The organism is Chitinophaga sp. NPDC101104, assembly GCF_050277495.1.
Taxonomy (GTDB): Bacteria; Bacteroidota; Bacteroidia; order Chitinophagales; family Chitinophagaceae; genus Chitinophaga.
In genome coordinates, this window is the sequence record NZ_JBNNSF010000001.1 from 2,162,878 (window position 1) to 2,177,665 (window position 14,788).

Sequence of the window (14,788 nt, forward strand, 5' to 3'; positions counted from 1 at the left end):
TGTATGGCTATGCATGCTGGTTGTTGTTATGGTAAGTCTCACTGCCAAAGGGCAGGAGCGTTATTCCTTTTCTTTCCGGAATGTGGGGATGGACCGGATATTGACCGAAATCGGCACGGAAACCGGTTACAAATTCCTGTATAACTCCCGCAACATCCCTTCCCAACCCCTCAACTTCAATATCCACAAGGCTACGCTGCCGCGCATCCTGTCGCGGTTGCTGGGCGACAGCCTTCAATTCAATATCCTCGACAACAAACTGATCGTGATATCGGCCACCGGCGCGCCGGCCAGCCGCACCATCACCGGAGTGCTCACCAATGGGCGGGAACAGCCGGTGGCGGGGGCTTCCATTCATATAGAAGACGAAACGGCCGGCACGGTCTCCGATTCCAGCGGGTATTTTACCCTGGAGATCAAACGGGAGTCGGTACTGCGGATCAGCCATATCGGGTATTACGGGAAAAACGTGAACACGGCGGGCTTGTCGCACATCAGGCTGGAACTGGCCGAAAAGCACAAAGACCTGGAAGAGATAACGGTTACCGCGTTGGAAATACCGAAAGAAACCCGGTCGATAGGGTACGCCACCCAATCGTTCAAAGTGGCCGGCACGGATATTATCAAATCCCGGGAACCGAATGCCTTTACATCGCTATATGGAAAAGTGGCGGGCCTGGGCGTGCAGAATTCCCGTTATCTCTTCAACAACCCTTCCCTGTATCTCCGTGGACAGCGGCCGCTGGTGGTGGTAGACGGGATACCCGTTGACACCGATTCCTGGGACATCAATATGGACGACATAGAATCGATCACCGTGCTGAAAGGGCCTGCTGCCGGGGCCCTGTACGGCCAGCAGGGCGCGAACGGCGCCGTGCAGATCAAGACCCGGCGGGGCGCTTCCAACAAAAGGCCTGTAGAAGTTTCGTTCAGCTCTACTACGGAATGGCAGGTAAGCCCGGTGGCCTTTCCGCATTCGCAGGGCAGCTACGGGCCAGGGGATTATTTCAAGTATGCTTACAAAGACGGCAAAGGCGGCGGTATCAACGATTTCGATTACAACATCTGGGGGCCGCGCATGGAAGGCCAGCTCATCACCCAATGGGATAGCCCGCTCGATGCCAATGGCAACCTGGTGCCGCTGCCCTGGCTGCCGCGGAACAAAAACAACCTCCGCGATTTTCTGGACAACGGGATGCTGACCATCAGCAACCTCGCCCTGTCCACCAAAAACGACCAGGGAGATTTCAGGATTTCGCTGACCCGGCATTTCCAGCGCGGCATCGTGCCCAATTCGAAACTGGGCATTACGACCATGAACATGTCGCTCGGGCAGAACATCGGCAAGCGTCTGCGGGCTGACGTTATGGTCAATTATAACCGGCAGCACACCCCCAATTACCCCAGCATTTATTACGGCCCGGAAAGCCCGGTGTATGAACTGCTGATCTGGAACGGCGCCAATTTCGACATCAACGACCCGCGGCTGCGCAATTACTGGAAGCCGGGGCAGGAGGGCGTCCAGCAGCAATGGCTGGAATATGTGCGCTACAATAATCCCTGGTTCAACGCGTATGAAAATACCAAAGCGTTCAGTAAAGACGTGTTCACGGGATTCGTTTCGTTGGGTTACAAAATTTCCCCTGCTTTCAACCTGCAATTGAAATCCGATTTCAATATCCACTACACCGGCCAGGAATGGCGTTACCCGGTATCGGGGAATTTCTACGGGCTGGATTTTTATAAAGTGGGCGCTTACATGGAAGCCAGTTCCCGGTTCAGCCAGCAGAACGCTTCGTTCATGCTGAATTTCCAGCGGAAGATCGAAAGCAACTGGACGGTAAAGCTCTCCACCGGCGGCAACCTCCAAACCATCCGGCGGAAAAACTACTCCGCTCATACTTCCGGCGGGCTCACCGTTCCGGGCGTTTACAATCTCCAGAATTCCGCCATGCCCGTCAACAATGCGGAGAATTACCGCAGCCTCATGCAGGTGGCCAGTTTTTACGGATATGCGGACGTGGCTTATAAAAACCTGTTGTACCTCGATGTTTCCGGCCGGTTCGACCGCAATTCCAATATGCCGCTGCATAATAATCTCTACTTCTATCCACAGGCCAGCATCAGCGCCATTATTTCCGACATGGTGAAGCTCCCCCGCGTCATATCTTTCCTGAAATGGACCGGCTCCCTGGCCAGGGTGGGGGAAGGACTGAGCCCCTATTCCCTGGCGCAGACCTACGAGTGGACGACGGCCTGGCTCGGCAACCAGGGCGTTACCTACGCGCCAGACAACGTGTTGTACAACCCCGATATCAAACCGGAATTCCATACCACCATGGAAACCGGGCTGGACGCCCGCTTTTTCAACCAGCGCGCCGGCCTGAAGGCACAGGTATACCGCACGGTAGACGGGCCGCAGATATTCAATTTGTCCATCTCCGCCGCTTCGGGCTGGGGATATCAGAAAATGAACGGACTGGAGCTGGAGCGCAGGGGCGTGGAATTGATCGCAGACGCCATTCCCGTGCAGCGCAAGCATTTTACCTGGACGATGGCGGGCAACGTCAGCCGCAATATCCGGTATCTCAAAAAAGTCTACGATTCGCTGGACCATCATATCCGCGTAAACGTGGGCGAGCGGTTCGATCAGCTGTACGTCAACCCCTTCGAGCGGAATCCGCATACGGGCGCCATCCTGTTCCATCCCAACGGAACGCCCGTCATCAACCGGCAACGGTTCGTGCGCTTCGGGAACACCGATCCCGACTGGCTGGTGGGGATGCAGCAACAGTTGAAGTATAAAAGCTTTCAACTGACGCTGGATTTCGACGGCAGCTTCGGCGGCAAATTCTCCAATTACCTGAACCTGAAAATGTGGCAGGCCGGCTCCCATCCGGATTCGGATAATTATTTCCGGTACCAGGACTGGCTGCATTATAAAGACCCCGGCTATCGCGGTACGCGCGTCGGTGTAGGCGATGTGGTGACCGGCGGAACGGTGACCTACGATGCCGACGGAAAGATATTGACAGACACCCGGACCTTCGCCCCCAACACGACGCCGGTGCTGGAGCAGGACTGGGTCACTACCTACGAAACGGCCGACGAGCGGAGGTACCAGTCCAAAACTTATTTCAAGATGCGCGGCGTTACGCTCACCTATACGCTGCCGGCGGCGGTGCTTCGGAGGATAAAGGGGCTGCATGGCGGAAGCGTGTCGCTCGTAGGGCGGAACATCATGTATTTATCGAAAGAAAAGCAGATCGATCTCGACCGTTGGTCGTACACCTCCGGCAGCGATCTGGAAGAGCCATCGATGAGAAGTATCGGCTTTAACATACACCTTAATTTCTAAGCATGAAGAAGTTACTGCTGCCTTCAATTGTTTTGCTGTTGCTGTCGGCGGCTTGCATGAAGCCCGAGGAGCTGCAGAAAAACCCGAATAAAGCTAACGTGGCAACGCCGGGCAGCGTGCTGACCGGTGTGGAAGAAGATATGTTCACCAGCCAGTGGGGTTACGCGCAACGGAGCAGCCAGTACCATTGCGTGGTGAATTCCTACTACGGATCGCAGAGCTACGACTTTGGCGCCGCCTCGCACCGATATTACCAGCTCCGCAACGTGATGCAGATGGAGAAGGAGGCGCGGCGCACCGGCGGGCCCAACGAGCGTGTTTACCTGGCGCTCGGGCTGTTCCTGCGCGCGTGGTTCTATATCCAGATGACGGTCCAGGTAGGTGATATACCTATGAGCCAGGCCATGATGGCGGAACAGGGGATCATAGCGCCGGTGTACGATACCCAGCGCGATGTGTACCTGCAATGCCTGGATCTCCTGCGACGTGCCAACGATTCGCTGGGCGTCCTGAACCGCGAAGGCGGCAAAACCGTTGCGGGCGATGTGTTCTATAAGGGCGACCTCGACCGGTGGCAACGCATGGTCAATGCTTTCCGGTTGCGGGTGTTGATCGGGCTCAGTAAGAAAACGGGGGATGCGGGACTGAAGGTCCCCGAAACATTTGCGTTCATCGTTTCCCACCCCGACCAATGTCCGCTGCCGCGCAGCAATGCAGATAATCTCGTGGTTACCTATAGCGACGCCAGCGTTGAAAATTACAATCCATCCTATTCGGCCACCCCCGGCGCCAGTTCCCGCAACAGTCCGCTGGCGGCCACTTTCGTGACGTTGATGGTGAAACTGAAAGATCCGCGGCTGATGGTGATCGCGTTGCCTTCTGCATTGGCGGATACGCTTACCGAATCTGCAAGCGATTTCCGTTCGTATCGCGGCGCATCCACGGGAACGCTGCAAAAGCCCATGAGCGATTCCGCTGCGGCGGGTTATTATTCCCATCCTGACCCGGCATTTTGGTTCGCATCGAAAACCGGCCGGCCTACCATCCTGTTCGGCTACCCGGAACTGCAATTTACCATCGCCGAAGCGGCGAGCCGCGGCTGGATCAGCGGAAATGCCGCTCCATATTATGAGGCGGGGATCCGCGCGTCCATGGAATCGTACGGCCTGTCGGGAGCAGCGGTGAACGATTACCTGGCGCAGGAAACGGTCAGGTATGCAGACAATGAACAGCAGGGACTGGAGCAAATCCTTACGCAGAAGTATATCGACTTTTTCCAGATGGGTGGATGGGAGCCTTTTTATAACCAGCGAAGAACGGGCGTGCCCGTTTTCGGCATCGGCCCTTCCAACCAGAACGGCGGAAAGATTCCCCTCCGCTGGTTTTACCCGCCTTTCGAATATATCGACAACGGCCGCAATCTCCAGGCCGCCCTCAACCGCCAGTATGGCGGGATCGACCAGCTCAATGGCCAGATGTGGCTCATCAGGTAACCTAACGGAAAATTTTTTTCAATCTTTTGGGGGAATATGGAAATTGCTGTGTCTTTAATGGTAGACCACTTGAATTTCTGTTAAGCTGAACCAAAATTTGTATGTAAGAAAGCCAACCCTTTTTTTGATCGTCGTTAGATAAACTGAATACGCGCGTTGGTGCGTACATCGCTTTTGCCATGCCTGTTACGAACGGGCCGGCGAAACCGGGTGGGAAAGCTATGTCTTATCCCGCCGCATTCCGAACAAACATATTATTCCATACTGATGATATCATTGTTACACTTTCACCGGTTACGCAACTTGTTCCTTTTGCTGACAGCCTGCTGCAGCGCGGGGAACGCGGTGGCGCAATCCGCGCCGGCAGATACCGCCGCCGGCCGTCCGAACTGGAAGAAGCCGGTATTCTTCCCCGCATCCGCAGACAGTCTGCCGCTCCGGCCCGCCAGGGAGCTGCCTTACACGTATACCGGGCAGTTGCTGGACGGGCGGGTGCCCGGCGTATCGGTAATGCGCGCTTCCGGCGAGCCCGGCATCGCGCCGCTTCCGCTGATCAGGGGGCTTTCCATGCCCGCGGGGCATGTGGCAGACAAGTTCGCCAATCGCCCGCTATACGTCGTGAACGGGATGCCGCTGGTGCGGAACGATCACCCTTATGCGCTGACGTTAAAAGAGCATCCTTTTACCGATATCGGCAGCGGCATCGATGTTACGGAAATGATAGACCTGGAAAACGTGCAGGAAATGCATGTGCTGCGCGGCCCCGAAGCGGTAGCCATGTACGGAACCCGTGCCGCGGCCGGAGCCATCGTGATCACCACCCGCGATCCCGAACTGGGCCGCTATCATCTTGGCCTCAACGTTTACGCCGGCCTGGCGGTAAAACCGCAGGTGAAAACCGTGAACGGGTACTACCAGCGCGATTTTCTGCTGCCGTTTTACCGGCAATACGCCCAGCCCGCCCAATGGACGAACTTTCCGGCCTACCTGGCGGATTCTACGCAGCAGGTATATTTCGGGCCGGCGGATTGGGATGACCTCTATTACAAAAACGCGCTGCAACACGGCGCCAGCCTCAATATCACCGGCGGAACGCGGCGGGCCAACTTCCGGTTCGGCGTCGGCGAGCACACCGAAAACGGCGTGGCAGACAATACGGCGCTGCGGAAATACAACGTGTTTTACGACATGAACATCATCCCTGTTGAAGGGCTGACCATCAATACCTATGTGCAGATGTTCACCGCCCGCCGCGACCGTAACCGCTCGCTCGTGGAAAGGCTGGGCGAAATGGAATACATCACCAACCAGCAGGCCCCGCTGCCGCCCAACAAAGCCTATCTTGGCCGTTACTACGAATTGCTGGAAGCCGGGAAGGAGAACAACTTCGCGAATTCCGTGCAGGCAATGGTGGATGTGGGCGTGAAACTGGCCAGGGGATTGGATGTGCGGTCGCAGTTCAGTATCGACTACAACGACAACGACCGCGATATGTTCGTGCCCGGCGCACTGAACGATTACAATAGCTACAACGCTTACTATACCGGTGTGAACCGCCGCATCCGGCTGAATAATTTTCTCACGTACGAGCGCGCGGCCGGACGGTTGCATTCATTTAAAGCGCAATTGGGGCAAACATATGAAGAAGACCAGCTGAAGTATGATTACATCCGGGGCTGGCGGGGACCGTCGGACTTCATCAAGATCATCCAGGTGGATACGTACAACAATCTCCCCATCACGCACGATAAATCGCTCGTTTATACATTCAAGGATTTCCTGAAACAACGTACCCTGTCGTTCTACGGCAATGTAGCTTACGACTACGCGGATAAATTCCACGCGTTGCTTTCGCTGCGCAGCGATGGCTCGTCGCTTTTCGGGAATGGTTACTGGTGGGCGATTTCGCCGGTGGCGTCGCTGAGCTGGGATGTGAAGAAAGCCACTTCGCACGACCGCGCGCTGGGTGCCGTTCAACTCCAACTGAACGCGGGCCGCACGGCCATCATGCCTTCATCTGACTACTACGGCTACGGCCCTTATTTTACGGTAGATGCCGGATGGGCGGGCGCGCTCAATATTTCCACCTACAATTCCATGCCTTCGCTGAACATGCCGTTCAGGAACGGCTACACCGCCGGCGGGATCCGTTGGCCGTATAACGATCACCTGGACCTCGGTGTGCACCTTGGTCTTTTCCGCCAATGGACAGCTTCCATCAACCTCTATACCCGTACCGGCCGCGAACTGATGGCCCAGGTGCCGGTAGATGCGGCTTATGGTTTCAGCGGTCAGAACGTGAACGGGATGGAAGTGAACAACAAGGGCGCGGAATTGGGGCTGGAAGGGAAGGTCCTCAGTGGCCGCGGGCTCCGGTGGACAACCCGGCTCAACATGCAGTATAACCGGAACAAAGTGCTGCGCCTGCCGGGCAATGTTCCGACGATGGAATATGGCGACCGCCACCTGGAGGCCGGCCAGCCGATGGACCAGTTCTGGTTGCTGCAAAACCAGGGGATTTACGCCACAGACGCCGACGTGCCGGGCGCTTCCGGGGGCAAGGCGCTCACCTATAACGGCATCCCGTTCCGCGGCGGCGATCCGCGCTGGGAAGACGTCAACGGGGACGGCACCATCACCAACGCCGACCGTGTCATGAAAGGCCGCATCATTGCGCCGCTGCGCGGGGGATGGAGCAACACGATGGTGTACGGCCGCTGGTCGGCCGATGTGCTGTTCACCTTCGCTACCGGCAATCACTTGCTGAACGGCGACGCTGCCAACCGGCTGGACTTCGCCAACCGCGAGGGCGCCAACAACCTCGACGGGGTGAAAGAGCTGACCTTCTGGCAATCGGCTTCCAGCCTGGATAAATATCCCCGGTACAATCCCTGGAGCCTCGTGAACCCTTACCAGGCGGAGCAGGACCTTTTCCTCGAAAAAGCTTCCTGGCTGAAGCTGCAGGCGTTTACGCTGCGGCACGATCTGGCGGGTTACGGTTTCATGAAACGTTCGGGATTACGCAAACTGCAGGTGTACGCCACGGCGATGAACCTGTTCACGCTGACGCCGTATAAAGGCGGAGACCCTTCACTGGCAGGGCTTACCGGCATCCATTACGGCGTTCCGCAGCCCTTGCCGCGCACTTTCACCATCGGCATCAACGCAGACCTTTAAAAGCTACTTCTACATGCATATGCAACGTTCATACATCTTTTTCATTCTCTTGTCGGGTATGATGCTGGCGGCCTCCTGCCGGACGAAGCTGGATGTGCAGCCTTCGCACCTCGTGCCCGAGCAAAAAATGTGGACCACTAAAAACGATGCCCGTTCCGCCGTGTTTTCCGCCTACGCGCTGCTGCGTTCCGCCCTGGCCGACAATAACGCCTGGCTGGTGTACGGGGAGCTGCGGGCGGGGGATTTCACCAGCGTTTCGCGGGGCGACCTCAGCGCCGTTACGGCCAACCAGCTGACCGCATCTTTTCCCGCGCTGGAGAACTGGAGCAACTGGCGGCGTTTCTACGCGGTGATCTACCAGGCCAATCTCTGCCTCGAAAAACTAGAAACCGTTCATAAAAACGACTTCCGGTATACCGAAGAGGAAATGAAGGTAGACCTGGCGCATCTGCGGTTCCTCCGGTCGCTGGCGTATTTCTACCTCGTACGTATCTGGGGCGATGTGCCCCTGGTGACGCGCGCCGTGAGCGGCGAATTCGTACCGCTGGAACGTGCGCCCCAGGCCCGGGTGCTCGATATGGCCGCAGCGGATGCGCAGGCGGCGGCACAAGCCCTGCCCTGGAAATACGACCAACAAAGCCCCGAGCTGCGGTCGCAATACTGGGGCCAGCCCAGCGCCTTCTGGCAGGGCGTCATCGCCGGGAAAGGTTCGGCTTACATGCTGCTGGCGCACATCGCGGCATGGCGTGGAGATTATCTTTCGACGGATAAATTCGCGCGGCTGGTGATCGACAACCGTTCGAAAGGCGGTTACGCCGTGGTGAATACGGCTACGCTGACCGGGAATACGGGTGTGTTTACAGGGCAGGCGGAAGACATCGTTTTCGCCATGCCGTTCAATAAAAATTACCAGGAATCTTCGGCCTCGGGGCATATCGAAGAATGGGTGCTGGCGGAGCCGTTCATCTCCAAAGCCCAGCCCGATATCTTTATCAGCAACGATTCCATCCTCCGGATCTTCGACGAACCGAACGACGAGCGCTTTAAAGTGACCGACGGTGGCGCCGGCGTTGGGAATTATTTCACCGGCTTCGGCAATCCCGTTCCGTTGTTTTCCAAAATCCGGTTGCTGAGCGTAACGGGCGCCAATCCGCTGCGCAGCTATCAATCCGCCATCGTGGTGTTCAGGTATGAAGAACTGCTGCTCCTCCGCGCGGAGGCGCTGCTGTACCTCGGTAAAACCGGGGAATCGGCACAGGTGCTCAACGGCGTACGCGGGCAGCGGGGCATCGGCGAATATAAAGGCCCGCTTGCAGGGCTGGCAAGCGCCATTCTGCAGGAAAGGCGGCGCGAGCTGCTGGGAGAGGGCTGGCGCTGGTTCGATCTGGCACGGTTCGAAAAACTGGAAAAATATTCCCGATTCTCCCCGGCCGATCTGGGCAATGGCGCGCAATTCTGGCCGGTTTCCAAATCGCAGCTGAGCACCGCTTCTCCCATCCAACAAAACAAATACTGGCAACAATAACCATTCGCTTCATGAAACGCATTCAAACAATATTATTGCTGTGCCTGTTCTGCGGGGCCGTCTGGAGTTGCAGGAAAGACGATACCTACCGCCATTCCCGTCCCGTGGAAGCATTCGGCGGCACGACCTACGACTACCTGAAATCACAACCGGAGAATTTCAGGGACGTGTTGTCCGTACTGGAAAGATGCGGGCTGGCAAACCTGCTCAAAACGGACTCGGTTACGCTGTTCGCCCCCACGGATCAAAGTCTCCACGCCGCCATGGAGAGCTACAATGTTTACCGTAAAACCCTCGGCCTGGCGCCCGCCGGTATGGATGACGTGGACTCGTCGTCGTGGCGGGCCGTCATGGGCAACTACCTGTTCCGCGGGGCCTACAAAATGGTCGATTTCACCGGTCAGGACGGCACGCAATTGCTGTCGCTCTCCCTCCGCCATTTCAACATGCGGCATACCACGCGCGCTGCCGCCGGGGCGCCCGGCCTGGGCGCCGAAGTGATCAGCATGGCGTACCTGAACGGGTCGCGCTTCACCAAATACTGGCTCGCTTCATTTGCCGGCACCACCAACATCGTTACGAAAAACGGTACGGTGCACATCCTGGAAGCCCGGCACGTGCTGGGTTTCAACACTTTCGTCTTTAAAGCGCGGGAAAAGCAGAACCTCTGGTCGGAAATGAAAGTGTTCGCCGACGGCGCGCGAACCCAGCCCAACGGCACCATCAACCTCTGGAACTTCTACGTGAAACGCCTCAAGGCGATAGACGGGCAAACGGTGGAAACCGAAGCGCTGACCAACGGCCCCACCGGCGATCAGATGCAGATCACCGTTAACCCGGACTTCTCGGCGGTAGTAAAAGCGGCACCTTCCGCGGCGAACCAGACGATCGAAGACACGGGTTCCCGTTTCGACCCCGATAACCTGGCTTTCAACCTTAAGTTCAAGTTCATGGACGCGCAGGGGAAAGAGCATAAGGTCGAGGAAATTTTACGTTACACCGCCATCAGGGAGCAATAAACGATCATCATGAAAAAATTACAGCAAATGAAATGGAACAGCTGCCTGGCAATACCGGTCGTGATGGTGCTGGCCATCGCCTGCAAGAAGTTGCCCGAAAAGAAGGACTACCTCAGCCAGGATGCCAGCTTCAACAAGAAATCGGTATACGAGCCCATTCTCGGCCGCACCGCGCTGGAGCTGACACAGTTCAGCGCCGATGGCTCCACATACCCGCTCATTTTCTCGATAGAGAACGCCCGCACCAAAAACGGCGGCCATACTAATGTGCCCGAGCTCTTTCAAAAAGTGAAAGTACAGGAATGGAAACGCGACTACACCGGCCTCGAAACTTCGCTGGCCGAAATCGAAGCCAAGCGCGTATGGGTGGAAGCGCCTTTCCTGGAAGTGCGCAGCGGCTCCGGCGATATTATCTTCCGCAATGCACCGTCGACCCTCATCCGCAGCTACCCGGATTCCGGATACCTTTTCGATATCAAGGTCCGCAACAAAGGCAACGAAAGGGTGATTAAAGACTTCTGGCTGCGGCCCATCAAGGAAGTACCGTACGAACCATATGAATTCGACGTGTATACCCGCGAGCGCAAAACGGAATCCCGTCCGCGGCCTTCCGGCGGCGGCTCCAACATCGTGCCCTACACCATTCACCCGACGGGCGTGAGCAAAATGTATTTCACGAAAGACAGTCTTTTCACCGATACCCTCATCTCCGTATACTTCACCAAGGAAAATGCCACCGGCCATTCGCTGACGTTCAAGTTCGTGGACCCGCGCTTCAACCCGATCGACCCGGCGAAGTTCAGCAATACGCAGTGGGACAAGATCCTGCACGGCTTCAACCGCCGGCAAACCGCCATGGGCGTCACCTACGACGTGGCATATCCCATCCCGCTGACACAGCTCAACACCACCTACGCCAACAGCGGGAAAGCGAACGTGAAATTCGGTTATAGCCGGAAAGGATTCGGAGGGGAAAGGCTGGATGCGAGTTTCGGATTGAATTTCGCCATTTATGAACCGGGCGACTGGACCATCACTTTCTACTTCCGCCGCGATCCCATTTTTAACGACGATTAATTCCCTTGAATATGAAATTATTTTTTAATCGCTTTTCGCTGATCGTGCTGTTCCTGTTTTGCTGCAGCGCAACGAATGCACAACTCATCACCGTGAAGGGAAGGGTAGTGGCGGAAGAAGGCGGCCCGCTGCCGGGCGTTTCCGTGCTGCTGGTCCAGCAGGGCGCCGCGCCCAAGCCCATGGCCGCTACAGACCAGAACGGCAATTTCACCGTGTCCGTTCCCGGCAACGCCCGGCTGGAGCTGCGTTTCATTTCCTACGAAACGCTGGTAGTGCCGGTGAACAACCGGACTTCGCTCAGCATCGTGCTGAAGCCGTCTTCCACCTCACTGAAGGAATCGGTGATCGTAGGGTATCAGAAAAAGACCCGCGAAACGGTGACGGGCGCTGTAACGCGCATCACCGGGAAAGAGCTGCAGGACGTTCCGGTGTCTAACGTGGAACAACTGCTGCAGGGCCGTGTTGCGGGCTTGAACATCCAGCAGAATACCGGGGCGCCCGGATTCAGGGGCGCTTCCTCCATCCGCGGCCTGTCCCAGATGATGGTCAACGGCTCGGGAGATAACGCCTACCTTACGCCACAATCGCCGTTGTACGTGATCGACGGCGTACCGGTTGACGCCAACGCCGGTTTCGAATACGGCTTCCAGTCGCAGGGCCCGGGCACCAGCCCGCTGTCGCTCATCCCGCCGGAAGACATCCAGTCGATCGACGTGATGAAAGACGCGGAAGCCACCGCGCTCTACGGCTCCCGCGGCGCCAACGGCGTGATCGTGATCACCACCCGCAGAGGCCAGTCGGCCGTACCGATCGTTCGCTATGCCGGTAACATGTTCATCAACTTCACCCCCCAGCTCCGCAGCACCATCGGCGGAAAGGACGAAAGGGCATACCGGGTGAGAATGATCCAGGACGGAAAAAACCTGAACGAGATCTATCGCATCAGCCAGACCCAGTTCCTGTCTGACAGTCTCAACGCGTTTTTCAACAATTCCACCAACTGGCAGGATATCTACTATCAAACCACCTACAACCATACGCATAACGTGTCTGTTTCCGGCGGCGACCAGCGGCTGAACTACAAAACCAACCTGAACTATTATACGGAAGAAGGCGTGGTGCGCAACACGGGGTTCGACCGTTATTCCCTCAACCAGAACGTGAACTTCAACCCCACGCCCCGCTTGCAACTGTCGGGCTACCTGTCTGCCGGCCTCGGTAAAAAGCTGAAGGGTAGCGGTAACGGTCTTACCGATGTGGGCGCAGGCAGCAATGTAAGCTCGTCGCTGCTTCCCGGCCCGTCTTACTTCAACAACGTAGGGCATTTCACTAATTCCATCTACCGGGTGAACGATACGCGTACCTATGATATCCGGACGTACCTCAATATCATGTACGAGCTCATGCCGCACCTGCAACTGTCTACCAACACCAGCTACAACTATACTTCCGACCAGGAAGACACCTTCATCCCCGCGCTTGCCAACAACGACAAACCGGCGGTATACGGTTTCAGCGGCAGGAAAAGCAACCTCTATAACCGGAGCGCCATCAACTACAACAACACCTGGAAGGAAAAGCACAGCGTGTATGCCTCCGTGTTTTCCGAAGCCACGATCGTGAACGTGCAGAACAAGGTGATCAACCAGTCCAACGGCCCGAACGATAACTATCATGGCCCCTACGGCTTCAGTTCCTACTTTTCTTCCGTGAGCGGAACGCCCGATGCCGGCGGCTTCAGCGAAGTGCACAGCGTGGGCTTTGCGGCCAACCTGAGCTACGACTACAACAAGAAATACGTGGTCAATTTCAACTACCGGGCAGACGGTAACTCGTTTGCCGGGGAAAACGAGCGCTGGGCGCATAGCCCCTCTGTTGGCCTGCGCTGGAACTTCAACAAGGAAAAACTGCTGGAGAATGCCGAATGGCTCGATTTCGGCGACCTCCGTTTCAGCTATGGCGTGAACCTCCGTCCCACGACCAATATTTACGCCTCGATGGGTTGGTACGACATAAAAGGCAATTATAACGGCGTTACCCGTATTTCGCCGCACCTCGGCCAGATGCCCAACCCGTTCCTGTTGCCGGAAGAAGTGGAGCAGTTCAATTACGGGTTCGATATGAGCATTTTCAAGGGGCGCATCGGGCTTACGCTCGACGCCTACACCAAAACGGTGTACAACATGCTGTATTCCCGTAAACTGTCGACGGGCACCGGGTTCGAGCAAACCTTCACGAACGACGCATCGATCTACAACTACGGTTACGAAGCGATGCTGACCGTAAGGCCTTTCAAATCCACCAGCAAGATCAACTGGACCATCAGCCTGAACGGGGCCGTGAACCGCGACGTGGTGCTTTCGCTGCCCGGCGGCGCCGCGCAGTTACTGTCTGACGACAAGACCATCATCAACCGCGTAGGTTACAGCGCCACTTCCAACTACCTTCACATCTACGAAGGCGTGTACCGCACCAATGCGGACGTGCCCGTAGATCCCATCACCGGCCTGCCCATGCGCAACGAAGGGAAGGATTTTTATAAGGCCGGCGATGCCCGGTTCCGGGACGTGGACGGCAACTATGTGCTCAATGATGCGGACCTCCAGGTAGCCGGCACCCCCATCGCCCGGATCACCGGCGGCTTCTCGTCTTACCTCACTTACAAGAACTGGAGCATCAACCTCAACGGTACCATCCTTTTCCGCCGCGACCTGCTGAACAAGGCCCTGGCCGAGCGTATGACCAAGTTAAGGGACCCCTTCGACGACGCTACGTTCGTAGACCTGCGGGACCTCGATTACTGGAAAGGGAACGGCGACGTAGCCAAATATCCCAATCCGTTCGATTACTACTCCACCTCCGATTCTTACCGCATTTACCAGACGCTGTTCCAGGAAGACGGGAGCTTCATCAAACTCAACGCGGTTACGATCGGCTACTCCGTAGACCGGACATGGCTGCGCAGATTCGGGATGAACGCCTTCAGGATGTACACCACCGTATCTAACCCGTTGATGTTTACCGGCTACAGCGGGCCCAACCCTGAAGCGGTGACCGACCTGGGGCGCGACCGGCTGGATACATACCCGGTGGCAAGGTCCCTTTCGTTCGGTTTGAATATTGAGTTCTAAAAAAATTG

7 protein-coding genes are annotated in these 14,788 nt (G+C 56.7%); all 7 read left to right on the forward strand.

What is annotated here, in order from left to right:
* Nucleotides 1-28: 28 nt before the first annotated feature.
* Nucleotides 29-3,358, forward strand: coding sequence for a SusC/RagA family TonB-linked outer membrane protein (locus ACQKLP_RS08745; protein WP_427322012.1), 3,330 nt, complete (start codon nucleotides 29-31; stop codon nucleotides 3,356-3,358).
* Between the two features lie 2 nt (nucleotides 3,359-3,360).
* On the forward strand, nucleotides 3,361-4,851 hold the full coding sequence (locus ACQKLP_RS08750) for a SusD/RagB family nutrient-binding outer membrane lipoprotein (protein ID WP_427322014.1): 1,491 nt from the start codon (nucleotides 3,361-3,363) through the stop codon (nucleotides 4,849-4,851).
* A 312-nt stretch (nucleotides 4,852-5,163) separates the two neighbouring features.
* Nucleotides 5,164-8,028, forward strand: a complete 2,865-nt coding sequence (locus tag ACQKLP_RS08755) for a SusC/RagA family TonB-linked outer membrane protein (RefSeq protein ID WP_427322016.1) — start codon at nucleotides 5,164-5,166, stop codon at nucleotides 8,026-8,028.
* Between the two features lie 19 nt (nucleotides 8,029-8,047).
* On the forward strand, nucleotides 8,048-9,553 hold the full coding sequence (locus ACQKLP_RS08760) for a RagB/SusD family nutrient uptake outer membrane protein (RefSeq protein ID WP_427322018.1): 1,506 nt from the start codon (nucleotides 8,048-8,050) through the stop codon (nucleotides 9,551-9,553).
* 11 nt (nucleotides 9,554-9,564) lie between these two features.
* On the forward strand, nucleotides 9,565-10,572 hold the full coding sequence (locus ACQKLP_RS08765) for a hypothetical protein (protein ID WP_427322020.1): 1,008 nt from the start codon (nucleotides 9,565-9,567) through the stop codon (nucleotides 10,570-10,572).
* A gap of 9 nt (nucleotides 10,573-10,581) precedes the next feature.
* Complete coding sequence (locus ACQKLP_RS08770; protein ID WP_427322022.1) at nucleotides 10,582-11,649, forward strand: DUF5007 domain-containing protein; 1,068 nt, start codon at nucleotides 10,582-10,584, stop codon at nucleotides 11,647-11,649.
* Nucleotides 11,650-11,660: 11 nt separating this feature from the next.
* Nucleotides 11,661-14,780 (forward strand): SusC/RagA family TonB-linked outer membrane protein, encoded by a 3,120-nt coding sequence (locus ACQKLP_RS08775; protein ID WP_427322024.1) that lies wholly within the window; start codon nucleotides 11,661-11,663, stop codon nucleotides 14,778-14,780.
* Nucleotides 14,781-14,788 lie beyond the last annotated feature (8 nt).

What these genes read in the sequence shown, in the direction of transcription:
- ACQKLP_RS08775 (WP_427322024.1), top strand. Translation starts at nt 11,661, where the DNA reads ATGAAATTATTTTTTAATCGCTTTTCGCTGATCGTGCTGTTCCTGTTT.
- ACQKLP_RS08745 (WP_427322012.1), top strand. Translation starts at nt 29, where the DNA reads ATGGTAAGTCTCACTGCCAAAGGGCAGGAGCGTTATTCCTTTTCTTTC.
- ACQKLP_RS08770 (WP_427322022.1), top strand. Translation starts at nt 10,582, where the DNA reads ATGAAAAAATTACAGCAAATGAAATGGAACAGCTGCCTGGCAATACCG.
- ACQKLP_RS08750 (WP_427322014.1), top strand. Translation starts at nt 3,361, where the DNA reads ATGAAGAAGTTACTGCTGCCTTCAATTGTTTTGCTGTTGCTGTCGGCG.
- ACQKLP_RS08765 (WP_427322020.1), top strand. Translation starts at nt 9,565, where the DNA reads ATGAAACGCATTCAAACAATATTATTGCTGTGCCTGTTCTGCGGGGCC.
- ACQKLP_RS08760 (WP_427322018.1), top strand. Translation starts at nt 8,048, where the DNA reads ATGCAACGTTCATACATCTTTTTCATTCTCTTGTCGGGTATGATGCTG.